Annotated in this window: 24 protein-coding genes and 1 riboswitch; of the genes, 10 read left to right on the top strand and 14 right to left on the bottom strand. The window is 66.5% G+C overall.

Annotation, left to right across the window (positions count from 1 at the left end):
• Positions 1 to 58 precede the first annotated feature (58 nt).
• The 4 genes from FDW81_RS00645 to FDW81_RS00630 all read left to right on the top strand — a co-directional run bounded on the left by FDW81_RS00645 (position 59) and on the right by FDW81_RS00630 (position 3,545).
• Positions 59 to 769, top strand: a complete 711-nt coding sequence (locus tag FDW81_RS00645; protein ID WP_138132086.1) for a 3'-5' exonuclease — start codon at positions 59 to 61, stop codon at positions 767 to 769.
• Between the two features lie 325 nt (positions 770 to 1,094).
• Positions 1,095 to 2,030 (top strand): ABC transporter substrate-binding protein, encoded by a 936-nt coding sequence (locus FDW81_RS00640; RefSeq protein WP_138132084.1) that lies wholly within the window; start codon positions 1,095 to 1,097, stop codon positions 2,028 to 2,030.
• Between the two features lie 16 nt (positions 2,031 to 2,046).
• Complete coding sequence (locus FDW81_RS00635) at positions 2,047 to 2,811, top strand: amino acid ABC transporter permease (RefSeq protein ID WP_138132082.1); 765 nt, start codon at positions 2,047 to 2,049, stop codon at positions 2,809 to 2,811.
• On the top strand, positions 2,808 to 3,545 hold the full coding sequence (locus FDW81_RS00630; RefSeq protein WP_138132080.1) for an amino acid ABC transporter ATP-binding protein: 738 nt from the start codon (positions 2,808 to 2,810) through the stop codon (positions 3,543 to 3,545). Before FDW81_RS00635 ends, FDW81_RS00630 begins: the two co-directional genes overlap by 4 nt.
• 139 nt (positions 3,546 to 3,684) lie before the next feature.
• Here FDW81_RS00630 and hemL read toward each other — a convergent pair whose 3' ends face one another.
• From hemL to hemE, 10 genes are all read right to left on the bottom strand, one after another.
• Positions 3,685 to 5,016 carry a glutamate-1-semialdehyde 2,1-aminomutase gene (hemL, locus tag FDW81_RS00625; protein WP_138132078.1) on the bottom strand — a complete coding sequence of 444 codons (1,332 nt, stop codon included), beginning with the start codon at positions 5,014 to 5,016 and terminating at the stop codon, positions 3,685 to 3,687.
• Between the two features lie 17 nt (positions 5,017 to 5,033).
• Positions 5,034 to 6,119 carry an LLM class flavin-dependent oxidoreductase gene (locus FDW81_RS00620; RefSeq protein WP_138132076.1) on the bottom strand — a complete coding sequence of 362 codons (1,086 nt, stop codon included), beginning with the start codon at positions 6,117 to 6,119 and terminating at the stop codon, positions 5,034 to 5,036.
• A complete protein-coding gene (gene hemB / locus FDW81_RS00615) occupies positions 6,116 to 7,099 on the bottom strand; it encodes a porphobilinogen synthase (protein WP_138132074.1) in 984 nt (327 codons plus the stop codon). Before hemB ends, FDW81_RS00620 begins: the two co-directional genes overlap by 4 nt.
• A gap of 64 nt (positions 7,100 to 7,163) precedes the next feature.
• Positions 7,164 to 8,111 (bottom strand): uroporphyrinogen-III synthase, encoded by a 948-nt coding sequence (locus FDW81_RS00610; RefSeq protein WP_138132072.1) that lies wholly within the window; start codon positions 8,109 to 8,111, stop codon positions 7,164 to 7,166.
• Positions 8,112 to 8,171: 60 nt separating this feature from the next.
• On the bottom strand, positions 8,172 to 9,170 hold the full coding sequence (gene hemC / locus FDW81_RS00605; protein ID WP_138132070.1) for a hydroxymethylbilane synthase: 999 nt from the start codon (positions 9,168 to 9,170) through the stop codon (positions 8,172 to 8,174).
• Positions 9,167 to 10,444 carry a ferrochelatase gene (locus FDW81_RS00600; RefSeq protein WP_138132068.1) on the bottom strand — a complete coding sequence of 426 codons (1,278 nt, stop codon included), beginning with the start codon at positions 10,442 to 10,444 and terminating at the stop codon, positions 9,167 to 9,169. The genes hemC and FDW81_RS00600 overlap by 4 nt, the downstream gene beginning before the upstream one ends.
• On the bottom strand, positions 10,441 to 11,142 hold the full coding sequence (hemQ, locus tag FDW81_RS00595) for a hydrogen peroxide-dependent heme synthase (RefSeq protein ID WP_138132066.1): 702 nt from the start codon (positions 11,140 to 11,142) through the stop codon (positions 10,441 to 10,443). Before hemQ ends, FDW81_RS00600 begins: the two co-directional genes overlap by 4 nt.
• Before the next feature lie 125 nt (positions 11,143 to 11,267).
• Positions 11,268 to 12,227, bottom strand: coding sequence for a hypothetical protein (locus FDW81_RS00590; RefSeq protein ID WP_138132064.1), 960 nt, complete (start codon positions 12,225 to 12,227; stop codon positions 11,268 to 11,270).
• Between the two features lie 112 nt (positions 12,228 to 12,339).
• Positions 12,340 to 13,800, bottom strand: coding sequence for a protoporphyrinogen oxidase (gene hemG / locus FDW81_RS00585; protein WP_138132062.1), 1,461 nt, complete (start codon positions 13,798 to 13,800; stop codon positions 12,340 to 12,342).
• 4 nt (positions 13,801 to 13,804) lie between these two features.
• Positions 13,805 to 14,899, bottom strand: a complete 1,095-nt coding sequence (gene hemE / locus FDW81_RS00580) for a uroporphyrinogen decarboxylase (protein ID WP_138132060.1) — start codon at positions 14,897 to 14,899, stop codon at positions 13,805 to 13,807.
• A 158-nt stretch (positions 14,900 to 15,057) separates the two neighbouring features.
• Here hemE and FDW81_RS00575 point away from each other — a divergent pair, with 158 nt between their 5' ends.
• Positions 15,058 to 16,374 carry a glutamyl-tRNA reductase gene (locus FDW81_RS00575; RefSeq protein WP_138132058.1) on the top strand — a complete coding sequence of 439 codons (1,317 nt, stop codon included), beginning with the start codon at positions 15,058 to 15,060 and terminating at the stop codon, positions 16,372 to 16,374.
• Between the two features lie 209 nt (positions 16,375 to 16,583).
• Here FDW81_RS00575 and moeB read toward each other — a convergent pair whose 3' ends face one another.
• Positions 16,584 to 17,783, bottom strand: a complete 1,200-nt coding sequence (gene moeB, locus FDW81_RS00570; RefSeq protein WP_138132056.1) for a molybdopterin-synthase adenylyltransferase MoeB — start codon at positions 17,781 to 17,783, stop codon at positions 16,584 to 16,586.
• Positions 17,784 to 17,867: 84 nt separating this feature from the next.
• On the opposite strand from moeB, the gene FDW81_RS00565 reads away from it, so the two are divergent.
• The 3 genes from FDW81_RS00565 to FDW81_RS00555 are packed head-to-tail and all read left to right on the top strand — an operon-like array spanning position 17,868 to position 19,137.
• On the top strand, positions 17,868 to 18,533 hold the full coding sequence (locus FDW81_RS00565) for a TetR/AcrR family transcriptional regulator (protein ID WP_138132054.1): 666 nt from the start codon (positions 17,868 to 17,870) through the stop codon (positions 18,531 to 18,533).
• A 49-nt stretch (positions 18,534 to 18,582) separates the two neighbouring features.
• The gene (locus FDW81_RS00560; protein ID WP_138132052.1) at positions 18,583 to 18,807 is read left to right on the top strand and encodes a DUF3107 domain-containing protein; all 225 of its coding nucleotides are present in this window, start codon (positions 18,583 to 18,585) and stop codon (positions 18,805 to 18,807) included.
• Positions 18,808 to 18,834: 27 nt separating this feature from the next.
• The gene (locus FDW81_RS00555; protein ID WP_138132050.1) at positions 18,835 to 19,137 is read left to right on the top strand and encodes a hypothetical protein; all 303 of its coding nucleotides are present in this window, start codon (positions 18,835 to 18,837) and stop codon (positions 19,135 to 19,137) included.
• Positions 19,138 to 19,255: 118 nt separating this feature from the next.
• Here FDW81_RS00555 and FDW81_RS00550 read toward each other — a convergent pair whose 3' ends face one another.
• The 3 genes from FDW81_RS00550 to FDW81_RS00540 form a co-directional block, all read right to left on the bottom strand.
• Positions 19,256 to 20,071 (bottom strand): thiazole synthase, encoded by an 816-nt coding sequence (locus FDW81_RS00550; RefSeq protein WP_138132048.1) that lies wholly within the window; start codon positions 20,069 to 20,071, stop codon positions 19,256 to 19,258.
• Between the two features lie 5 nt (positions 20,072 to 20,076).
• A complete protein-coding gene (gene thiS / locus FDW81_RS00545; protein WP_138132046.1) occupies positions 20,077 to 20,313 on the bottom strand; it encodes a sulfur carrier protein ThiS in 237 nt (78 codons plus the stop codon).
• Positions 20,310 to 21,704, bottom strand: a complete 1,395-nt coding sequence (locus FDW81_RS00540) for an FAD-dependent oxidoreductase (RefSeq protein WP_138132044.1) — start codon at positions 21,702 to 21,704, stop codon at positions 20,310 to 20,312. Before FDW81_RS00540 ends, thiS begins: the two co-directional genes overlap by 4 nt.
• Positions 21,697 to 21,815, bottom strand: a riboswitch (TPP riboswitch). Its footprint overlaps the gene before it by 8 nt.
• Before the next feature lie 27 nt (positions 21,816 to 21,842).
• On the opposite strand from FDW81_RS00540, the gene thiE reads away from it, so the two are divergent.
• Together thiE and FDW81_RS00530 are read left to right on the top strand one after the other, a co-directional pair.
• On the top strand, positions 21,843 to 22,625 hold the full coding sequence (gene thiE, locus FDW81_RS00535; protein ID WP_138132042.1) for a thiamine phosphate synthase: 783 nt from the start codon (positions 21,843 to 21,845) through the stop codon (positions 22,623 to 22,625).
• 75 nt (positions 22,626 to 22,700) lie between these two features.
• Complete coding sequence (locus tag FDW81_RS00530; protein WP_138132040.1) at positions 22,701 to 24,218, top strand: RNB domain-containing ribonuclease; 1,518 nt, start codon at positions 22,701 to 22,703, stop codon at positions 24,216 to 24,218.
• Positions 24,219 to 24,393: the final 175 nt, after the last annotated feature.

The raw sequence follows: 24,393 nt of genomic DNA, 5'->3' as shown, positions 1-24,393 counted from the left end.
CAATGTAGCCGCAGTGGCGCTCCCCGGAATTGTCGGTGCTGCCCTTTAGCGTTGAAGCATGAGCACCTGGAACACCCTCCCCCGCGCCGCCTTCGACCTGGAAACTACGGGCCGGAATTCCCGGGCTGCGCGTATCGTCACAGCTTCTGTGACTGTTGTGGACCACAAGGGCGATGTCATCAGGGAGCATGAGTGGCTGGCCGATCCCGGTGTGGAGATTCCCACAGAAGCCAGCGATGTGCATGGCATCACCACGGAGCAGGCCAGGCGGGAAGGAAGACCGGCACATGAGGTCACAAGGGAGGTCGCGGCGGTCCTGCAGGGCCTTTTCGACGACGGCATTCCAGTGATTGCCTTCAACGCCAGCTACGACTTCACTGTCCTTGCTGCAGAATCGGCCCGTTACGGCGTCCGTCAGCTCTCCCGGTTCCCTGTCCTGGATCCGTACATCATGAACAAGCAGGTGGACCGCTACCGCAAAGGAAAGCGGACTCTGACAGCACTCTGTGAGGAATATGGGGTGATCCTGGACAACGCACATACGTCGGCTGCGGATGCCCTGGCCACCCTGCGCGTCCTGGATGCAATGGCCGGAAAGTTCCCGAAGCTCATGATGCCGGCCAGCCAGCTTCATCAGCTGCAGGTGGACTGGGCGGTGAGCCAGGCGGCGGATTTTCAGGGTTACCTCCGCAAGACCAAGCCGGCCGCGGTCATTGAAGGCGACTGGCCGGTACTTCCGCCGCAGGATGCGGGGGCGGAAGGGTTTTAGCTTCCCCGGAACTTCGTTTGGGAGGCAAGTCACAGTAAGAAGAGTTCACGAAGCAGCAACGAGGTTAGGGGCATCACTTCGCTGGCAAGGGGCTATGGTCATCCAACCTAGAGCCGCAAGAGGGTGATCGCCGAAGAGCGTTCGAAGGACGTGCACTGTTGGCGTTGTTCATTCGAGCAACAACCTGCTTCGCCTGAAGTGAGACAATAAAGTTTTGCGGTCACCCCTGTCCTGCCGCGCTTGAACAGCGCCGGGCAGGTGCCAGGCGCCACCAGCGCAGCCTTGCGGCCCGGTTGACTTATGACTCGATGAAAGTGACAACCTGATGAAAATCAAAGCGATGAAGTGGCTGACTACCGCTCCCGTTGCACTTGCCCTCGCCGTTTCCCTGGCGGCCTGCGGCTCAGGATCCTCGCAGCCCAGCGGCTCCCCCACTGATGCCCTCGCAGGCAGCGACCAGCAGACGCTGGACAAGTACACCACTGACAACGTCACCCCGATCGACCAGATCGACAAGACCAAGCTCGGCCTCAACACTGAGGGCAGGCTCGAGGTAGGCACCCTTTCGGACGCCCCGCCGAACATCTTCATTGACCCCTCTGGCAAGTTCACCGGCTATGACAATGAACTGCTGCGCGCCATCGCCGGCAAGCTCGGCCTCGAGGTCGAATTTGTTGCCACGGACTTCTCGGCCCTCCTTTCCCAGGTTCAGACCAAGCAGTTCGACGTCGGATCCTCCTCCATCTCCACCACCGAGGCCCGGCGCCAGAACGTCGGCTTCACCAACGGCTACGACTTCGGCTTCATGGCTGTCGTGGCCAGGACCGACAGTGACATCAAGGGCTTTGACGATCTCACCGAGGACCTCCGCGTTGGCGTGGTCCAGGGCACCGTCCAGGACGACTACGTCACCAACACCCTGAACATGGAACCGATCCGCTTCCCGGACTACGCCACTGTTTACGCCAACGTGCGCAACGGCCAGGTTGACGCCTGGGTGGCCCCGTCCCAGCAGGCCGAGGGCCAGGTCAAGGAAGGCGACGGTACCGCCATCGTCGAGTCCAAGGTCAACACTGAGAACTTCACCGCGTACGCCGTGGCCAAGGACAACCAGCCGCTGATCGACGCCCTGAACTCCGGCCTGGATGCCGTGATCGAAGACGGGACCTGGTCCAAGCTGACCAAGGAATGGTACCCGGACCGGGAGATGCCCTCTGACTGGAAGCCGGGCAGCAAGGCCGCCACGGTTCCCCAGAGCTGATTGAGCCGGGACGTTCATGGATCTTTTGGACCAGCTGGCTGACACCTTCTTCAACTGGGAGGAAATGGCCAAAGTCATCCCCGCCCTGCTGATGGTGGGCTTGCCCAACACCCTCATACTTGCCGTTGCTTCCGGCGTCTTCGGAGCGCTGCTGGGGCTCGGGCTGGCCATGATGGGAATATCCCGCAATGCGGGTGCACGGTGGGTGGCGCGCATCTACACCGATATCTTCCGTGGCCTGCCCGCCATTTTGGTGATCCTGGTGATCGGTATCGGCTTGAGCCCGATAGCGCGTGAAATAACCGGTTCGCGGAACCCGTACCCCCTGGGCATCCTGGCCCTGACGCTGATCGCGGCCGCCTACATCGGTGAAATCTTCCGCTCCGGTATCCAGAGCGTGGAGAAGGGGCAGCTGGAGGCGTCCCGGGCGCTGGGGTTCAGCTACGGCAGTTCCATGCGCCTGGTGGTGGTGCCCCAGGGCATTCGGCGGGTCCTGCCCGCCCTGGTGAACCAGTTCATCTCGCTGCTGAAGGACTCCTCGCTGGTGTTTATGCTCGGGCTCGCTGCCTCGGACCGGGAGATCTTCCGGATCGGCAACGACGCCATGGCCAACACGGGCAACCTGTCCCCGCTGGTGGCCGCGGGCGTGCTGTACCTGATCCTGACCGTCCCGCTCACGCACTTCGTGAACTTCATCGACCACCGGCTGCGTACCGGCAAGCCGGAGAAGAAGGAACCGGATGAGCTGGCAGCACCTATCGGCAAGGGGGCACAGGCATGACGGAATTCGCTTCCGGAACCCTGACCGGCAAAAACCTGCACCTTTCCTTCGGCCACAACCACGTTCTCCGCGGCATTGACCTGCACGTGGAGAAGGGCACGACGGCGTCTGTCATCGGTCCGTCCGGCTCCGGCAAGTCCACCCTGCTGCGGGTCATGAACCGGCTGATCGAGCCGGACCAGGGCGACATCCTCCTGGATGGCCGCTCGGTCCTGAAGGACAACCCTGACGAACTCCGGCAGCGGATCGGCATGGTGTTCCAGCAGTTCAACCTGTTCCCGCACAAGACTGTGGAGGAAAACGTCTCGCTGGCTCTGCGGAAACTGCGGAAGCTGCCCAGGGAGCAGGCCCGTGCCGAAGCCCTGCAGCAGCTGGACCTGGTGGGCCTCAAGCACAAGGCCGACTCGCGCCCGGCAAACCTTTCCGGCGGGCAGCAGCAGCGTGTGGCCATCGCCCGTGCACTGGCCATGAAGCCGGAGGTCATGTTCTTTGATGAGGCCACCTCGGCCCTGGACCCTGAGCTCGTCAAGGGCGTCCTGGCGCTGATGACCGACCTCGCCAAGGGCGGCATGACCATGGTGGTGGTAACCCACGAAATGGGCTTCTCCCGCAACGTCTCGGACAACGTGACGTTTATGGATGCCGGCGTGGTGGTGGAGTCCGGGCCTCCGGAGCAGATCTTCACCGCCCCCCGGACGGAACGGCTCAGGGGCTTCCTCTCGGACGTCCTCTAGCCCCGCACATGGGCATAAAGAAATCCCCGGTTGCACTGCAACCGGGGATTCTTTTGTCTATGCCGGGATGGGCCCGCGCCCGCAGGGTTCCCTGGCCGGGCTTGCGAGGCCAGGGTGTGGGTGGGGACCGACGGCCGGACTAGCCTTGCGCCGCAGCCGCAGCCTTCGCGGCAGCCGGCAGCGCGTCGTAGATCCGGTTCATGGCGGCGTCGTCATGGGCCGCGGAGAGGAACCAGGCCTCGTACACTGACGGCGGCAGGTAGACGCCCGCTTCGAGCATCGAGTGGAAGAACGGCGCGTAGCGGAAACTTTCCTGGGCAAGGGCGTCCGCGTAGTTGTGCACCCCATGGGCAGCGGTTCCGAACGCCACCGAAAACAGGTTGCCGGCGAACTGGATGGAATGGTCCACCCCGGCGGCATCCAGGGCGGTGGACAGGGCGGAGGAGAGTTCCAGCGACCGGACGTCGATGTAGGAGTACACGTCGCGGGTGGCGTGGGTCAGGGTGGCGACGCCGGCCGCCATGGCCACGGGATTTCCGGACAGGGTTCCGGCCTGGTACACCGGTCCGGTGGGGGCGAGGCAGTCCATGACGTCGGCACGCCCGCCGAGGGCCGCCGTCGGCATTCCACCTCCAATGACCTTGCCGAAGGTGAGCAGGTCAGGGGTCCAGGGCTCGGCGGCGTCCGGCGCCCCGCCGGTAAGTCCCCAGTACCCCGAGTAGCCGGTGCGGAAGCCGGTGAGGACCTCATCCACGATGAGCAGGGCGCCATGTTCGCGTGTAATGCGGGACAGGCCAAGGTTGAAGCCTTCTGCGGGGGTGACGACGCCCATGTTTGCCGGGGCGGCCTCGGTGATCACGGCCGCAATGTTGGGACCGTGGGCGGCGAAGGCTTCCTTGACGGCGGTGAGGTCGTTGTAGGGCAGCACCAGGGTCTCGGCTGCCGTGGCTTCGGTAACGCCGGCAGAACCGGGCAGGGCCAGCGTGGCGACGCCTGATCCGGCTGACGCCAGCAGCCCGTCGAGGTGGCCGTGGTAGCAGCCGGCGAACTTGATGATGAGGTTGCGTCCTGTGAAGCCCCGGGCAAGCCGGACCGCCGTCATGGTGGCTTCGGTGCCGGTGGACACCATGCGGAGGCGTTCCACGGCTGGTACCCGCTCCTTCACGATTTCAGCCAGGTTGGCCTCATCCGGGGTCGAAGCACCAAAGGACAGGCCCCGGTCAACGGCGGAATGGACGGCCTCGAGCACGGCGGGATGTGCGTGGCCGAGCAGCGCCGGACCCCAGGAGCACACCAGGTCCACGTACTCCTTGCCGTCGGCATCCGTGAGGTACGGGCCCTTGGCCGAGACCATGAAGCGGGGTGTTCCGCCCACGGACCCAAAAGCCCGGACCGGCGAGTTGACCCCGCCCGGCATAAGCTGGCGGGCGCGGTCGAAAAGTTCCTCGTTGCGAGGGGTGCTGGAAGTCATGGTTCCTATTCTCTCAGTTACCCGGCCTGCCGGTTGCCGAGCAGATCAGCGACGCGGGGAGCCACAGCAGTACCCATCAGCTCGATGGAGCGCATCATGGCGGAGTGCGGCAAAGGGCCATTGCTGTATTTGAGGTCGAAGCGGTCCACACCCAGGTTCTGCTTGAGTTGGACGATTTTTTGGGCCACGGTCTCCGGCGATCCTACGTACAGCGCACCTTCGGGAGCGCAGAGTGCTTCAAACTCGCCGCGTCCGGCGGGTCCCCAACCCCGTTCGGCTCCCAGCTTGTTGCGCAGCTTCAGCCAGTGCGGGAAGAGTTCCTCCCGGGCCTGCTCGTCGGTATCTGCCACATGCCCGGGCGAATGGGTGGCCACCTGCTGCATCGGATGGCCGTACTTGGACATGGCTTCGCGGTACAGGTCCACCAGCGGGCGGAAGGCGCGTGGCTGGCCGCCAATGATCGCGAAGATGATTGGGTAGCCGTACTGCGCACAGCGCAGCACGGATTCGGGTGTACCGCCTACGCCGATCCACGTGGGCAGCAGGTGGTGTTCCAGGGGCGGGTAGACGCTCAGGCCGGCAAGGGCGGGCCGGGTCCGGCCTTCCCAGTGCACCGGCTTCTGCGCGCGTACCTTGTCAAACAGCTCGAGTTTCTCCTCGAACAGGACCTCGTAGTCCGCCAGCTCGAAGCCGAACAGGGGAAAGGATTCGATGAACGACCCGCGTCCCAGCATCACTTCGGCCCGGCCGTTGGAAATGGCGTCAACGGTGGAGAAGCGCTGAAACACCCGGATGGGATCGTCGGAGCTGAGGACGGTCACGGCGGAACCGAGCCGGATCCGGGTGGTGCGGGCAGCGGCGGCCGCCAGGAAAACTTCCGGGGCAGATACTGCGTAGTCCTTGCGGTGGTGCTCCCCCACGCCAAAGGCATGGAGTCCGACGGCGTCCGCCAGTTCCGCCTGTTCCAGCAGCTGGCGCAACACCTGGGCATGCGCCTGCGGGCTGCCGTCCGGGTTTTCGCCGACGTCGCCGAAGGTGTTCAGGCCCAGCAAAAAACGGCCCGGTCCCACCGGCTCGGTGGGCCCGGAAGGGACTTCAGTCATCGGGACTCCTTCAGCCAGCCGGCAAGCTCCGCCGCCCAGTAGGTCAGCACCATGTTGGCGCCTGCGCGCCGGATGCCGAGGACGGACTCGGTGATGGCGGCGCACCGGTCGATCCAGCCGTTGGCTGCAGCGGCTTCGATCATCGCGTACTCGCCCGAAATCTGGTAGGCGGCCACCGGGACGGGACTCATCGCGGCGACGTCCGCCAGGATGTCCAGGTAGCTCATGGCAGGCTTCACCATCACGACGTCTGCCCCCTCGGCCAGGTCCAGTTCCACCTCGCGAAGGGCTTCAGTACGGTTGCCGGCATCCATCTGGTATGTCCGCCGGTCCCCCCTCAACTGGGAATCGACGGCTTCGCGGAACGGTCCGTAGAAAGCGGACGCATACTTGGCTGCATAAGCGATGACGGAGGTGTTGGCGTGGCCCGCCTGGTCGAGGGCGGAACGGATGGCGGCCACCTGCCCGTCCATCATTCCGGAGGGCCCCAGCATGTGGGCGCCGGCGTCTGCCTGGGCTACCGCCATCTGTGCATAGATCTCCACGGTGCGGTCATTGTCCACGTAGCCGTCGGCGTCGAGCACTCCGCAGTGGCCGTGGTCGGTGAATTCGTCCAGGCACACGTCGCTCATGATCACCAGGTCATCACCCACTTCGGCGCGGACGTCCCGGAGGGCCTTGTTCAGGACGCCCTCCGGATCCAGAGACGCCGATCCCTCGGGATCCCGGCTTTCCGGGATGCCGAACAGCATGATGCCACCCAGTCCCAGCTCCACAGCTTCCGCCGCCGCCCGCTTCAGCGTGTCGGTGGTGTGCTGGACAACGCCCGGCATGGACGTGATGGGATTTGGTTCCTGCAGGCCTTCGCGGATGAACGCCGGAAGAATGAGTTCCGCCGGCGCCAGGCGGGTTTCGGCGGTCAGCCGGCGCATGGCCGGCGTGGTGCGCAGGCGGCGGGGGCGGTGGCTGGGAAAAGTCATGGTCTGTCCTTCGCGTTGGTGTCGGGAAGTTCGGCTGAAGCGGTGGCGGGAGCTGCGCTCCTGGTCAGGGCGGAAGGGGCCCCGGCCGCGGCAACGGTTTCACCAGGGGTCTTGGCGCGGCCCCCGCTGAAGGTTCGAGGCCTGCCACCGCTTCCGGGACGAGTGCCGCTGCAGCGGCGGCAACAAGCCCTTCCGTGGAAGGCTCGGCCGCGATGGCAGCCACGGGAATGCCGAGGACGGAAGCCTGGTACGCCGTCGACCGTCCGATGGCCACGAAGCGGCAGCCGTGCAGCGGGGAAAGTCCGTGGATGCGCCGTGCGGCACTCGGCGAGGCGGCGATCACTGCATCGATCCGCCCCGCTGCCAGTTCCGCAGCGGCGGCTGCAGGGGTCAGCAATGAGTACGACGGCGGGTGCACCCCTTCTCCCCCGTCCTCCGCCGGGATGGCCAGCCTGCGCTCCGCTGCCGCCGGGTAGTCGACGGTCCGGTAGGCGGTCACGACAGTAACGCTGCTGCCTGCAGCTTCCAGTCCCTCCGCAAGGCGCGGGGACGCAATGTCCGCCTGGGGCAGGAGGACCGTGCCGGCTCCGTCAGGCCAGGCAGCAAGCAGGCCTTCAGCGGACTGGTCCTCCCCGGGGGTCAACGCCACCGCCAACCCGCGGTCCTCCAACTGCCGGCGCGTTGCCGCCCCTACGGCTGCGATGCGGGTAGCCTTCGGAATCCACCGGGGCAGCGTCAGTCCCCGTTCGGCGGCCTTGTCTGCAAGCACGTGGACCGTGGTGGCGCTGCTGGCCACCAGCCAGTCGAAGGCCCCCGCACCGAGGGCGTCGCAGGCGAGGTCGAGCGAGTGCTGGTCCGGGGCGCGCTCGAAGTCGATCAGGGGCAGCAGCAGGACCTCGGCACCCGCACTGCCCAGCGCGGCAACCAGTTCCAGCGAGCGTTCCGGGCTGCGCGTGACCAGTACGCGGGCACCGGCCAACGGCTGCCGCGGCGACGGAACCTGGCCCTGCATTCTACTGGCGCCCTGTACCGGAAGGCCGGGCTGGCGGGGTAGGGATTGGCATCGGCGGAATCAGGAAGCCTGCAGGTCCGCGATATCGGCAGCGCCGGCGGCGAGGAGCACCTCGGCCAGTTCGATGCCCAGCAGCGTGGCACCCACTTCCGTCAGTCCGTCGGTGGCGCGCTTGTCCCGTACCGACGCTGTGCCATCAACGGCACATACCACCGCTTCAAGATGCAGCAGGCTGCCTTTCCGGTAGGCGTAGGCCCCCACGGGAGCTGCGCAGCCGGCTTCAAGCCTTGCCAGGAGGGCACGTTCGGCGGTGACCGCCAGCCGGGTGTCGGGGTCGTCAAGGGCGGCGAGGGCCTGTGCAAGGACTTCCCGTGAACCTTCGGCCGATCCTGCCCTTGGCGGGGCGTCGGCAGTGCGGCACTCAATGGCGAGCGACCCCTGTCCCGCGGCGGGCAGCATAATGTCCGTGTCCAGGAACTCAGTGACGGCGTCCAGCCTGTTGATCCGCTCCAGGCCTGCGGCGGCAAGCACCACGGCATCCAGGTCGCAGGACTTGCCCGTAACCACCTCGGTGGTTGGGTTGCCGGGCAGCCCCGGTACCCGGCCCAGCCGCGTGTCCACGTTGCCGCGGATATCCACGATGTCCAGGTCCGGCCGGGCGCTGCGAAGCTGGGCTGCCCGCCGGGGCGATCCGGTGCCCACCTTTGCGTTGCGTGGCAGTTCTGCCAGCTTCAGTCCATCGCGGGCGCACAGGACATCACGGACGTCCACCCGCCGCGGGGTGGCCGCCAGGCTGAGCCCCACCGCCAACCCGGTGGGCAGGTCCTTGAGCGAGTGGATCGCAACATCGCATTCATTCCGCAGGAGCGCGTCACGCAGGGCGGCAACGAAGACGCCGGTACCGCCCATCTGGGACAGGGAGCCGGTGAGGACGTCGCCATCGCTTTTGATGTGCACGAGCTCCACCGGAAAGCCTCCGACGGCGGCCAGCTGGTCCGCGGTCTGCTGCGTCTGGGTGAGCGCGAGCTTGCTGGCCCGGGTACCGATGCGGACCGTCACTGCTGCGGCGCTCCCGCAGCAGGCGCAGGCTGCCCGGCCCCGGCTTCTTCACCGGGGTAGGGGTCGTGGCCGGTTCCCACGGTGGTGTCAGCCCCGGCGATGGTTGGCTTTTCACCGCGGAAGTTCGCGCAGCAGCCCGGCCGGCAGACGTCGTACCAAGGGCCGAGAGCGGTTACGGCCGGGCGGTCACCGATGTTGTTGGCCACGGTACGTTCCGAGATCAGGTCCACCAGGCCGTTCACGAATGTGCGGTGGGTGCCGGGTGTGGGGACCCGGGTGGCGGCGAGTCCAAGGTTGGCGCAGGTTTCCAGAGCCTCGGTGTCCAGGTCCCAGACAACTTCCATGTGGTCACTGACGAAGCCCAGCGGCACGATGACAATGCCTCCGACGCCGTTGCCGGCCAGTTCCTCGATGGCATCATTGATGTCCGGTTCGAGCCACGGCACGTGCGGTGCACCGGACCTCGACTGGTACACCAGGGACCAAGGGGCAGTCATGCCTGATTCCTCTTCCACCCTCTGCATGACGGCCGCAGCGGCGGCCAGGTGCTGGGCAACGTAGGCCGAGCCCTCTTCGAATTCCCGGGGTTCGCCATCGGAACGGCCTGCTGCTTCCGCATCCCGGGTGGGGATGGAGTGCGTGGCGAACAGGACCTGGACCGGTGCATCGGGGGTGCCTGCGGCGGCCAGCTTCGCCTGCACTTCCGCCAGGCCCGCAGCAGTACCCTCGATGAAGGGCTCCACGAAGCCGGGGTGGTCGAAGTACTGGCGCACCTTGTCCACTTCGAGCCGGCCGTCGAGTCCGGTTTCCGTCAGGGCCATGCCGACGTCCTCGCGGTACTGGCGGCAGCTGGAGTAACACGAGTAGGCACTCGTGGTAAGCATCAGCAGGCGGCGGTGGCCGGCGTCGTATGCATCCTGCAGGGTCTGCGGAATGTAGGGAGCCCAGTTGCGGTTGCCCCAGAGCACCGGCAGGTTGATGCCCCGGGCGGCGAGCTCGGCCTCCAGGGCGGCCTTGAGCTCGCGGTTCTGCTGGTTGATGGGGCTGATGCCGCCATTGGCCCGGTAGTGGTGCGATACCTCTTCAAGCCGCTCGTCCGGGATGCCCCGGCCGCGGGTGACGTTCCGGAGGAACGGGATGACGTCCTCCTGGCCTTCCGGCCCGCCGAAGGAGGCGAGAAGGACGGCGTCGTACTTCTTGGGAGCCATCCGTCCGGCTTCGGTCACGGGGTTCACGGCCATGCTGACCGCGACCTGCTGTCCTGGCTGGCTCATGCGAGCACCTCGGCTACCTCTGCAGCGGAGATCCGGCGTCCGGTGTAGAAGGGGACTTCCTCACGGACGTGGTTGCGGGCCTCGGTGTTGCGCAGGTGGCGCATCAGGTCCACGAGGTCCACGAGCTCGGGCGCCTCAAGGCCCAGGATCCATTCCCAGTCGCCCAACGCGAAGGAAGAAACCGTGTTGGAAATGACCTGCGGGAACTCCCGGCCCAGGAGGCCATGCTCACGAAGCATTGCGCCCCGTTCTTCCTCCGGCAGGATGTACCACTCATAGGAGCGGACGAACGGGTAGACACACAGCCATTCCGCCGGCGCGACACCGCGGGAATAGGCGGGGGTGTGGTTCTTGGCGAACTCGGCCTCGCGGTGCACGCCCATGGCTGACCAGACGATTTCAGTCCCGGCAAAAAGGGTGCTGCGGCGGATATCGCGGATTGCCTGCTGCAGGGCTTCCGGCTTGGGCCCATGGAGCCACACCATTACGTCTGCATCGGCCCGCATGGCGGAGACGTCGTAGCTGCCGCGGTGCGTCACGCCGGACTGGGCAAGCCGTTCCAGCAGGGCCTCGAAATCAGTGGCGGCATCGGCACTGCGGATCAGGGTATCGGAGCGCTTGAATACCGTCCAGAGGGTGAAAAACTGCTCGGCTCGTTCTTCGGTTTTAGTGACAGATTCGGCAGAAGTGTGGCTCATGGTTACAAGTTTGCCCCTTAGTACCCGTCAAGTCGAAACTTACCACTTCTACAATCGGTAGAAGTGGTAAACGTCACAGCGCGCCCGTCCACATCCCCGGCTTCCGGTCCCCCGCGGCAGCCAGACTAGGGTTTCCGGATGCGGAGGTAGGCCGCGCCTGCGGCGGCAGCTACGCCCACCAGCCCCACGCCGAGCCCGATCGTTCCGCTGTGCAGCCCGGCCTGTGCGCTTGAGAAAGATGCAACGTTTTGCCCGCTGCTCCGCGGGATGCCTGCCGCACGCGGAGTGTGTCCGGTCTGTCGCTTTGGAGTGGTGGAAGACGGCGTTCCGGCCGCCGGCGCCGGCAGCTCAGACGGGGCAACTTTCTGTCCGTCCGCATTCGATTGACCGGCAGCAGTTCCCGGAACAGCTGCTGTTCCCGTGGTCTCGTGGCCAGTGCTGGATTGGCCCGCAGTGGACTGCCCGGCCTCTGCTGGGCTGGTCCCGGTTCCAGCGGAGGACTGCACACGGGGTGCACTTGACGGCACCGAGGCCCCAACTGCAGGCGTGCCCTCCGCCGGTGATTCCGCGGCGGGGGCGGCAGTGGCAGTACGCCCGGACGGGGATTGTTGGGCCCCAAGGGTGACGGAAGGCAGGGGAACGTTGGCTGCAGGAGCGGTGGGTACCAGCGTCTCCGACGGCGCCGGTACCGGGAGCGCGGGCCCGGACGGTGTTGATGCGGCGGGGCTGGTCGCGGGAGCCGCGGTGGAGGACGAAGCTTTGACCGCCGGGAGCAGCGCCGTCGGAACTGAGAGGGCTGTAGCCGGTGGCGTCTGTTCTGGAACAGGAGAAGGGGCGGCCGTCTTCCGGGAAGGCTTGGCAGCCTTGTCCTTTGCTTCCTTGCTGTCCCGCTTCTGGCCGGGGGCGTCCTGCCTCGCGGAGGCGGAGTTGCCGCTGACAGTGGGTTTCCCCTCGTCACCCTGGGACGCCGGGACGCCTGCTGCAAGGACCAGTACCGCTCCGACCGCCGCAGCTGCAGTGCCGCGGCGGACTCCCCCATGGATACCGGTCCGGGACATGGAAAGTTCGGACCTGTGTTTAGCCATAGTCATCGACCCTAACCAGACCGCCGGCCGAAATGAAAGCCGGCACTCCCCGGTGGGGCTGCAGGCCGGCAGGGCATGTGTGAGCTATTCCGCCGTTGACCAGCGGAAACTCTCAGCTGACGAGCTCTCTGATCTGTTCCCGGGTGTCCGACACCACGGCTGCCAGCCCGTTGCCCGCCACCCAGCCTCCCACCACGGTCAGGTTGCCAGCCGCCGCGCAGGACTTTCGAATGCCGGCCACGCGGGACTTGTGCCCCACGGCGGCAAATGGCAGGGAGCCCCGCCACCGGACAACGTCCCAGTCCAGCACGTCCTCCCGCGATATGGGGACCGTCAGCAGGGCCTGCGCGTCCCGGAGGGACGCGGCCAGCAATTCTTCATCCGTCTCCGGGCCGCCGGGCTGCTCTCCCGCCCCGTCTATCCGCCCATAGGACAGCCGGACAACATGCCGCCCAGGTCCGGCCGCCGCTGCCAGCCAATCCCATTTGCCGGTGGCATGGGTCAGTGCCTTTGCTTCGATACCGGGAACCTGCGGTGCCACCAGGATGCCTGTGCCGCGGGGCCGCCGATCCAGTTCGGGCTTGTCCAGTACCAGCGTGACGAGCTTGACGTCCGGACCCGGCGTGGGGCGTTTTCCCTTCAAGGCGGGTATCGCCTCCTCAAGCAGTCCGACGGCGGCCGGACCGTCCACTGCCACCACCAGCCGGCCGGCGTCGAACGTCTCTCCGGCTGAGCTGACACGCCACCCCTCCTGGGTACGGGCAACAGAGATGGCGGGTGCAGCGGGAAGGAGCGTCACCCCCCGCCCGCGAAGGTCGGCGACGAGCGCAGTGACGAGGGTATGCATCCCGCCTTCCAGTCCGGCGACGGCGGAGCCTGCCTTGGCAGGACCGGCGGGCACGGGATCGGCGCCGCTGCGGACCGGCGGTCCGCCGGATGCACGCCGCTGGGCAGAGACAGCGGCGGCCAGGGAGCCGTGGCGCCGCAGCCCGTCCCGCAGCCCGGGCGCCACCATGTCGACGTCGAGCAGTCCGGGATCTGCGGAGTGGACGCCGCCCACCACCGGAGCCACCAGCCGCTCCAGGACCCGGGCGCCCATCCGGGCCCTGACAAGGGCTGAGACGCTGATGATGTCCGCAGCTGTGCCCACCGAAGCGGGCAGGAGCCTGTCCAGGGACGCCCGGAGGGAACCCACAAGCCCGAGGGTGCGGCGGACTTCTGGGTCCCAGGGATTTGCCGGGATACCCAGGACGCCGGTCCTAGGCAGTTCGCGCGGGCCGTCCGGCAACTGCACCCAGGCTCCCCCGGGCCGCGGCGGAACGATCCTGTCGGCGAGGCCAAGTTCGGCTGCGAGCTTCTCCACTGCATCAGACCGGGTAGCGAATGATTCTGCGCCACTGTCGAGGGTCAGCCCGGCCACAGTGTGGCTTCCCACGCAGCCGCCCCATTCCCGTCCGGCTTCAAGGACGGTGACCGTGTGTCCGGCGGCAGCAAGTTCCCGTGCTGACAGCAGGCCTGATATCCCCCCGCCCAGCACCAGGGCGGTTCCGGCTTTTGCCGTCTGGCTGCCCACCGGCCTACTCCGGGGCGATGGAGTGGATGAGCTCCACCACGCGGGTCAGGACCGCGGGGTCCGTCTCCGGGGGAACACCGTGGCCGAGGTTCACCACATGCCCCGGAGCCGCGGCACCTGCGGTAAGGACGTCGCGCACGTGTGCTTCCAGGATTTCCCAGGGCGCGGGCAGCAGGGCGGGATCGATGTTGCCCTGCAGCGGCACCGTGCCGCTCAGGCGGCGGTTTGCCTCATCAAGCGGAAGCCGGTAGTCGACGCCAACCACATCCACCCCCACGTCGCGCATGGCCACAAGGAGCTCGGACGTGCCGGTGCCGAAGTGGATCAGCGGCGCGCCGAGATGCCGTACGTGATCCAGGGCGCGCGTGGACGCCGGGGCCACGTATTTGGTGTAGTCCGCCAGGCCCAGGGAACCGGCCCAGGAGTCGAAGAGCTGGGCAGCGGAGGCGCCGGCCTCAAGCTGTGCCTGCAGGAACATCCCGGAGGCATCGGCGGCCCAGTTGGCCAGGGCTGTCCAGGTTTCCGGGTCGGCGTGCATCATGGTGCGCGGGCCCAGGTGGTCGCGGGAGGGCTGGCCCTCCACCATGTAGGCCGCCAGGGTGAAGGGGGCACCGGCAAAGCCAATCAAAGGGGTTTTGCCGAGTTCGGCCACAGTGAGGCGTACAGCTTCGCGGATGGGTTCCAGCGATTCCCAGGTCAGCTGCGGCAGTGCAGCTACGTCCGCGGCCGTGCGGACAGGCGTGTCCAGGACGGGTCCAACTCCCGGCACAATATCTACGCCGACGCCCGCCAGCTTCAACGGAATGACGATGTCGGAGAAGAAGATGCCGGCGTCAACGCCGTGGCGGCGGACGGGCTGGAGCGTGATTTCCGAGGCCAGCTCCGGACGCAGGCAGGAGTCCAGCATGGCAACGCCTTCGCGCACCTTAAGGTACTCCGGCAGGGACCGCCCTGCCTGCCGCATGAACCAGACAGGGCGGCGGGAAGGCTTGCCTCCGCGGTAGGCCGTGATCAGCGGGGAATCTGCAGTGCGGCCATCCATGAGCGGGTGGTCTGCAGCGAGGGCGCCGGCAGCGGACGTGGCAGGGCTGGAAGTCATGCTTTTGATTGTGCCGAAAAACGGCCCCAAAAGATAACGACAAAGTGTCATCCCCGACCCCTGCGTGCGCGCCGTGGCAGGAATCACAGGCGGTGCCTATGCCCGCAGGACCGGGGAGTTGTTCTACCGAGTAACGAAAAAGCTATGATTGTGCTGCTGTGGTTCTTTTTTCATTGGTGGCTACACACGCCGACATCGATCTTGAGACCGTTGCTCAGTTGAGCAACGGTTCCTCGGGGATCGCTGCATCCGCTCTCTCCGGATCGCCGGCGGTCACGGGTGCGGTGGTCCTTGCCACCTGCAACCGCTACGAAATTTACGGCGAAGCTTCGCACGCGGACGATGTCGAGGCTGCCCGGGCAGCGCTTGTCGCAGAGATCAGCGAAGCCAGCGGGCTCAGCGAGCCCCTCGTCTCCCGTTCGTTCAGCACCCGCACCGGCCCGGAAGTCAGCCAGCACCTCTTTGCCGTCAGCGCCGGCCTTGACTCCGCCGTCGTCGGGGAACGCGAGATCGCCGGCCAGGTGCGCCGCGCACTCATTACCGCCCAGCACGAAGGTACGGCAAGCTCCGGCCTGGTCCGGCTGTTCCAGGCCGCGTCGAAGACCGCCAAAGATGTGGGCGCCCAGACCGCCCTCGGTTCACGCGGCCTTTCCATCGTTTCCGTCGCCCTGGACCTGGCTACGGATCTTTCCGAGAATCCGGACTGGTCCAGCAAGAAGGTGGTGGTCTTCGGGACCGGTGCCTACGCCGGGGCCACCATGGCGCTGCTGCGCGAGCGCGGCTGCACTGACATCTCGGTTTTCTCTTCCTCCGGCCGGGCCGAAGGATTCGTTGCCACCCGCGGAGGCACTGCCCTGGATGCGGAATCACTTCGGCCGGCAGTGGCAGCGGCAGACGTGATGATCGGCTGCAGCGGTTCAGACACCAGGGTGGAGGCCGATGAACTGGCCGATGTCCGCGCCAACTCCCCGCAGCCGCTGATTGCCATCGACCTTGCGCTCACCCATGACTTCGATCCGGGCGTCGGTGAACTCGACGGCGTTGAACTGCTGACCCTTGAGTCGGTCCGCCTCGCGGCGCCACAGGAGCAGGCCGAGTCGCTGGCCCAGGCAAGCGGCATCGTCAGCGGCGCCGCCAAGGCCTTCGAGCAGGAGCGCGAGGCCCGTTCCGTGGATTCAGCCATTGTCGCGCTGCGCCGGCACACCATGAACGTCCTTGACTCAGAGATGGAAAAAGTCAGGGCCCGCCACGGCTGCACCGCGGCCGCGGAGGAAGTCGAGTTCGCACTCCGCCGCATGGTGAAGCAGCTTCTCCACGTGCCCACCGTGCGTGCCCGGGAGCTTGCCGCCAACGGTCAGCAGGACGATTATGTGGCCGCTTTGGAAGCTCTGTACGGCATCAAGGTGGAGCAGCCCGGAGCCGCATCCCCGCAGGCAGAGTGCCCGGTGGACCACCGCGGCCGCGAAACCGCCTGACCACCGCAGCACCCGGGCAACGCTCTCTCACCTGATGCGCCCCTCCCGGCAACCCTCTATCACCTGATGCGCATCACTCCCCGCGGCTTTTCCGGCAACGCTTCATCACTCCCACGAAAGCAGTGATAGAGCGTTCCTTGAACGGGCCCGTCAAGTGAGAGAGCGTCGCTTACAAGCCCTCGTTAAGTGAGAGAGCGTCGCAGTGGGGGTCAGTAGACAGGCTTTTCGGGTTCCACCTCGCGCACCCAGGCGAGGATGCCGCCGTCGAGATGGCTGACGCGCTGGTAGCCGGCCTTCCGCGCCGCCGCGAGCACGTTGGCCGAGCGGGTGCCGGCCTTGCAGTGGAACACGATGTCCCGGTCCTGGGGAAGTTCACTCCACGCCTCCCCCGCCAGGATCCGTCCTTGCGGGATAAGCTTCGCCCCGTCGATCCGGACGATGTCGTACTCACCGGCTTCACGCACGTCGACCAGCTCGAAGTCCTTAAGGCCGGCCTCGCGGGACGCGAGCATGGTGGCCAGCTGGGTTGCCGTGACCGTGTGCTCAATGTCCGCCTGTTCCGCCGGTGCCATTCCGCAGAAAGCTTCGTAGTCCGTCAGTTCGGTAATCGGCTCCGCGGCCGGGTCCTTGGAGACGCGGATCTCCCGCCAGCTGCCGCCCAGGGCGTCGAACAGCGCCACGCGGCCCAGCAGGGAACGTCCGACGCCGGTAATCAGCTTGACTGCCTCCGTCACCATCAGCGATCCCACCGCAGCGCACAGCATCCCGAAGACGCCGCCCTCGCCGCAGGAAGGAACGGAACCTGCAGGGGGTGCTTCCGGGTACAGGTCCCGGTACGTGGGTCCGTGCTTCTCCCAGAACACGCTGACCTGCCCGTCAAAACGGAAGATCGATCCCCAGACGTAGGGCTTCCCCAGGATGGCGGCAGCATCGTTGACCAGGTAGCGGGTGGCGAAATTGTCCGCGCCGTCAAGGATGAGGTCGTACTCCGCAAACAGCTCCAGTGCGTTGGATGCATCCAGCCGGACGTTGTGCAGCCGGACATCAACCAGCGGATTCAGCTCTGCGATGGCGTCGCGTGCCGATTCGATTTTGGGCCGGCCCACATCCGCCACGCCGTGGATAATTTGACGCTGCAGGTTGGTGAGGTCCACGGCGTCGTCGTCGACGATTCCCAGCGTTCCCACTCCCGCGGCGGCCAGGTACAGGAGCGCCGGCGACCCTAGCCCGCCCGCCCCGATGACGAGCACTTTCGCATTCTTGAGCCGCCGCTGTCCCAGGGCGCCGATTTCGGGAATGATGAGGTGCCGTGAGTAGCGCTCCACCTCTTCGGGAGTAAGGTCAGCTGCCGGTTCCACCAGCGGATCCAGGGCAACAGTTGAAACATTTGCGGTGAATGTCGAAGCCATACTTCAATGTATGCCCCGGAATACCGCCGGGTCATATTACCCCGCAGTAAAGTGGAGGTAACTGCAACGGAAAGAAGGACAACTGTGGTCCATGAAGCACGGGCTGAACGCCCGTCCGCCACCGAACCGCAACCTCCCTCGCGTCCGGCAGGCCAACGGTCCGCCCGGCTCCCGCGTGACGAGCGGCGGGCCCAGCTCCTCACTGCGGCCCAGGAGGTCTTCGTGGCCAACGGCTACCACGGTGCAGCCATGGACGAGATCGCCGAGACGGCGCACGTCAGCAAACCGGTCCTCTACCAGCACTTCCCGTCCAAGCGGGAGCTGTACCTGGCCCTGCTGGAAAGCCACCTCGCGTCCCTGACCGAGCTCATGCTGGGCGCCCTGAATTCCACTACGGACAACAAACAGCGCGTCCAGGCCGTCATGCGTGCCTACTTCCAGTTCATTGCCAACGATGACCAGGCCCACCGGCTGGTTTTCGAATCCGACCTCATCAATGATCCAGATGTCAGTTCACGGCTGGAGACCTTCAACAGGACGTTCGCCGACGCCATTGCCAGGGTCATCGCGGAGGACACAAAGCTTCCCCATCTTGAGGCGCAGCTCCTGGGGCGCGGGTTGGCCGGGATGGCGCAGGTCAGTGCCAGGTACTGGCTTGAAACGGACGGCAACCTGGACCTCGATGTGGCCAGCGACCTGATCTACCGTTTAGCTTGGCGCGGAATCTCTCGCTTCCCCAAAGAGTCCTAGGCTACAAATAAGACATCATCAACGAATTTTGACTGGCTGGGAGGCCCCTGTGGAAATTAAGATCGGCGTGCAGAATGTTGGCCGCGAGATTGTGCTCGAGTCAGCCCAGGATGCTGAGTCGGTGGCCAAGGTTGTGGGAGAAGCCATCAACGAAGGCAGCGAGCTGCGCCTGAAGGATGACAAGGGACGCCTGATCATTGTTCCCGGCAATGCACTTGGCTATGTGGAAATCGGCGCCGAGGAAGTCCGGCGCGTAGGGTTCGGCCAGTTCTAGCCCCTGCCAGCAGCCCAAAGGAGACCCATGCTGTCGCTGACCATCGTTGTACTGGCTGCCGCCGCCGCGGGCTTCATTGTCTGGGCAAACGACAAGCGCCACGCCAAGTACGGGGCAGGCCTGCCCGCCGGAATTGCCGTGGTGACGGCGGTACTGACCTGGATCATCTTGATGGCCGCCGGTTTCGGCTACCTGCCAGGGCTGACCTGGGTTCCCTGGGTCCTGCCCATCGTCGTGGGAGCTGCGGCGGCAACAGCCGCTGCCGTCTATCTCGGCCGCACCCGTGCACGCCGGGATACCGAACGTCTCACGGCAATCCTCCGCGGATAGGGTTCCGGGAAGGACCGGCGACCATTAGGACGCGGGCAACGTAGGAATAAAGCAGTGGCCGCCGGCCCCAGCCGGGGCGGCGGCCACTGCTCTAAGGAATCCAGGGAAAACCCGGACGTCAGAGGAATTCGGCCCGGCCTTCCATGGCTGAGGACGCCAACGCATGTTCGCGGCGGGGTATCCTGCCGGCGGCCCTGGCCAGCCTGCCGGCGATAACCGCATGCTTGAAGGCCTCCCCCATCATGGCCGGGTTTTGCGCCCGGGTCACCGCGGTGGCCAGCAGCACGGCATCGCATCCCAGTTCCATGGCGAGGGCGGCGTCGGAGGCCGTGCCGATGCCCGCGTCCAGCACCACCGGAACGGATGCGCGGGACACGATGAGCTCGATGTTGTGCGGGTTAAGGATACCCAGGCCGGTACCGATGGGAGCTCCAAGAGGCATCACGGCCGTTGCTCCAAGGTTCTCGAGCCGGAGCGCCAGGACGGGGTCGTCGTTGGTGTACGCGAAGACTTTGAATCCCCGGTTGACCAGCTGCTCGGTGGCGTCCACGAGCTCAACAGCGTCCGGCAGGAGGGTGTGTTCGTCGGCGATGACCTCCAGCTTCACCCAGTCGGTTTCAAGGGCCTCACGGGCGAGTTCGGCGGTGAGGACAGCGTCCCGGGCCGTGAAGCACCCCGCGGTGTTGGGCAGCACCCGGATGCCGTGGTCCACGAGCAGCTGGAACAGCGAGCCGGTCTCGCTGGGCGAATAGCGCCGCATGGCCACCGTGGTGAGGGACGTGCCGGAGGCCAGGAGCGCGGCGCCCAGGCCGTCCAGGCTGGGGGCTCCGCCGGTGCCCATGATGAGCCTCGACGGCAGGTGGACGCCGTCGATCACGAGCGGGTCCTGAAGGTCCGGCAGGTTGCCGGCGGTAATGGCGCGGGTGTCGGTCATGGTGGTCAGCCTCCCTGTACTGCAGTGACTAGTTCGACCTCGTCGCCCTCGGCGAGCGCTGTGGCGGACCACTGGCTTCGGGGCACCACCTGGGCGTTGTGGGCCACAGCCACGCCAAGCTTGCGGCCGTCCGTGGCCTGGCCGTCGGCGGCCAGGCTGTGCCCGGTCACCTCGCTGACCAGAGTGGTGATTGAGGCGCCCGAAGCCACGGTATGCCCGGTTCCATTCAACGTGATGTTCATGCTGTCTCCTTGGTATTCATTCCTGCAGCGCCGGCAAGGGCTCCTGCGGCATGCGGGTGAGTCCGGGCGGCGCCGCCGGAAAACCGGGCCGGGTTGAAGGCGGCCCAGCGCTGGTCCTCCGTGCCGTCCAGAAGACCCCGGCAGATCGCGGCCGCGGCGGGGGCGAGCAGGACGCCGTGACGGAAGAACCCCGTGGCGATGATGAGCCCTTCCACGTTAGGGGGTTCTGCAGGGCCTTGCCGGCCCCGCCCAGGCTGTCGCCCTCCAGCACTCCCGCCGGCCGGTACCCTCCCCAGCAGCGGCGCATTGTCCGGTGTGCCGGGCCGCGCGCGGGCCGTGCATTCCATCAGTTCGAGTTCAGCGACGGCAGGCACCAGGACCTGCGCATCCCGGAGAAGCTGGTACACACCGCCTGCCGACACTGCGCCAGCCGAGGAACCGCTGTCCTGCCCCAGCGCGTCCTCCCGCTGGGTGGCCCCGATGACCACGGTGCCGTCCTGCCGCGGAACGATGTAGACCGGAACGCCTCGGACCAACCCTCGGACCGTGGCTGTCACCAGGGGCCGGAGGTGCGCGGGCACCGTCAGCCGCAGGATATCCCCGTGCACCGGCCGCAGCGGCAGGTGCAGGCCGTCAGGCAGTCCGGCCAGTGCGCCTGCCTGCAGTCCGTTGGCCACCACAGTCTCCCGGGCCAGGACGGTCCCCCCGCCCTCCAGGTGCACCCCGGCAACGGCTCCGTCCTGCCACAGCAGGCCCGCCGCCCTGTCCGGCACGGCATAGCCGTCGACGGCGCCGGCCGTGAAGGGTGCGCCGCTTCCGGTTGCGCCGGAGTCCCCGCTGAGAACACGGCGAAGGCACTGCAGCAGCAGCCGGGGATTTACCTGGTGGTCCCCCGGGGTATCCAGGGCGCAGGCAATGGCCGGGCTCAGCAGTGCTTCACGCCGCCGCGCCTCGCGGATGGTGAGGGGTTCAACCGTGAGCCCGTTGGCCTGCTGGACGGCGCGCAGGTCCAGCAGCGCCTGTCTGTCTGCGGCGTCGGCACCCACGGCGAGGGTCGGCGTCGGAAGGTATCCAGGGTCGGCGCCGGCAGCACCGGCGAGGTCGGCGGCGAAGCGGGGCCAGCGGGCGGAGGCGTCCATCATGAGTTCCAGGAGGTCCTCCTCCTGGTAATGGAGCTCGCTGACGGGGGCAAGCATCCCTGCTGCAGCCCAGCTGGCACCCGAGCCCGGAGCATCATCAATGACCACCACCGACCGGCCGGATCTCTTCGCCTCCCAGGCGATGCTGTGTCCTATGACTCCCCCGCCGATTATTGCCACATCGGCGGTAATGGTGCAGCCGGGGGCCGGGCGGTCTGGGGAACCGGTTTGGTTAAGGTTGTGGCTCGTCATGACTGTTCCTTCCCTACGCCGGTATTAGCCGGATCAGGTCGAGCGGTCGGCTCTGACGCCCTCTCAGCCTGGCGCTTTATGACAGCCGCCGCGGCTCCCGCAGTACGAGGCAAGTCTAAAGGAACTAGGCTGGCTCCCATGAATGTGTCCCACTCCCCTGCCGCTTCCGCAGTCCCCGGCACCGACGCCTTTGTCAGCGCGGAAGGCAGCTCCAGCCTGCACGCGGCCCGCCTCTATCTCTGCACTGACGCACGACGGGACCGGGGCGACTTCGAACAGTTCGTGGATGCTGCCTTCGAGGGCGGCGTTGACATCATTCAGCTCCGGGACAAATCCATTGAGGCAGCCGAAGAACTGGAGCTGCTGGCCGTACTCAAGGAAGCCGCCCTGCGCCACGGACGGCTGTGGGCGGTGAACGACCGGGCGGACATCGCAGTGTTGTCCGGAGCACCGGTGTTCCATATTGGCCAGAAGGACCTGCCCCTGCAGGCAGCCCGGACGCTGCTCAACGGCAATGCCGCCATCGGCCTCTCCAGCCACGGTCCGGAGCAGGTGGACGCCGCACTGGCCGCTGCTGCCGGAACGGCAGCACTGGACTACTTCTGCGTGGGACCGCTCTGGGCAACGCCCACCAAACCCGGCAGGGCCGCCGTCGGGCTTGACCTCGTAAAGTACGCCGCCGCAGCGGCTGCAGGGGTCGAAGCTGCCGGCACAGCTGCTGGGCGGGCAACAGGCCGCGAAGGACAGCACGGCTGCGGTGTCCCCTGGTTCGCCATCGGCGGGATTGACCACGGCAACGTGGAACAGGTGGTGGAGGCCGGGGCCTCCCGGATAGTGGTGGTGCGGGCAATCACGGAAGCGGACGATCCCGCAGCCGCGGCCGGTTCCCTCCGCGCGGTGCTGGACGCCGCCCACGCATAGTGTCCAGCTGGAACTGGCCACCTGCCCGGCCCGGGTCCATGCACTATCCGGACAATTCGGGCTAGTCTGATTTTCGTGTCACATCATCGGCTGGCTCCCAACGTCCACGAGCACACGAATGCCCTCGAGGAGGCGTTGGGTGCGCTTCGGACAGAGCTTGAGCTGCCGGGCGAATACCCTGCGGACGCCGTACGGGACGCCGAGGCCGCGGTGTCGGCACTGCAGCTGCCGGCCTACGACCTGACGGCGGTGGAGTTCATCACCATCGATCCCGCCTCCTCCACCGACCTGGACCAGGCGCTCTTCATCGAACGGGACGGCAGCGGCTACCGGGTGCTGTATGCCATCGCCGATGTTCCGGCCTTTGTTTCACCCGGCGGGCCCCTGGACGCGGAAACGCGGCGCCGCGGCCAGACCTTCTACACCCCGGACGGCCGGATCCCCCTGCATCCGGAGGTTATCAGCGAAGGCGCCGGAAGCCTCCTGCCGGGGCAGGACTGTTCAGCGTTCGTGTGGGACTTCAGGCTGGACGACGGCGCCGAGGTCACCGTCGTCGATGTAAAGCGCGCCCGGATGCGCAGCCGCGCCAAAATGAGCTACAAGGGTGCGCAGGCGGAGCTGGACTCCGGCAACGCGTCCGCCGTGCTGCTCCTCCTCAAGGAGGTGGGTCTCAAGCGCGTGGAGCTGGAGCGGGCGCGGGACGGCGCCAGCCTCAACATGCCGGACCAGGAGATCGTCCAGCTTCCCGACGGCGGCTACCGGATCGCCGCTGCCCCGCAGCTGCCGGTGGAGGACTGGAACGCCCAGATCTCGCTGATGACCGGGATGGCCGCCGCCCAGCTCATGCTGGCCGGAAAGGTGGGGATCCTGCGCACGATGCCTGCTCCCGACGAACGTTCCCTGAACCACTTCCGGCTGCAGACGGAGGTGCTGGGCAGGCCATGGGACGGTGAGGTCAGCTATGGCGAGTACCTGCGCAGCCTTGACCCCACCGATCCGCGCCAGCTCGCGATCCTGCACTCGGCGGGGATGCTTTTCCGTGGGGCCGCCTACACCGCTTTTGACGGAACTGTCCCGGAAGATGCCGTGCAGTCCGCGATCGGCGCCGCTTATGCCCACACCACCGCCCCGCTGCGCCGCCTCGTGGACCGCTTTGTACTGGTGACCTGCGAGGCACTGAGCAACGGAGGAGAGGTACCTGGCTGGGTCCGCGATGCGCTTCCGTCGCTTCCCGAGATCATGGCCGGCTCTGACCAGTTGGCATCCCGCATGGAGCGGCTCGCCCTGGACACGGTGGAGGCGGCGCTGCTGGTCAACCACATCGGGCAGGAGTTTGATGCCCTGGTGATCTCGGGGTCAAAGCCGCAAAAAGAGAACGGCAACGGTGGCAACGGCAAGAACGGCAACGGCCGGAATGGCAATGGAAACAGCAACGGCAACGGTGGCTCCGGGATTATCCAGATTGCAGAACCTGCCGTGACCGCCCGTTGCGCTGGTGAACTCGAAGCCGGAACCAGGGTCCGCGTCCGCCTCATCTCCTCGGACATCCCAACCCGGAAGGTCCATTTCGAACTGGTTTTGCCCCCGGAGTGAGCCGCGGCGGCTGCTCCGCCTGCCGGCGTGCACCGGGGAAAAGCCGGGATTCCGTGCGCTTACGGCTAGACTGAAGGGGTAGATATGGATGCCCGGTCGTTGATTTCCCTTATTTGAAACCAACAAGCCCGCCCCTACGCGATCTTGAGTACCACCCGCTGGTCACCAGTGCCAG

It is taken from the genome of Pseudarthrobacter sp. NamB4 (assembly GCF_005796185.1).
Taxonomy (GTDB): domain Bacteria; phylum Actinomycetota; class Actinomycetes; order Actinomycetales; family Micrococcaceae; genus Arthrobacter.
Note: the sequence above shows the minus strand (reverse complement) of the source record. Positions and strands in the feature narration are given on the sequence as shown.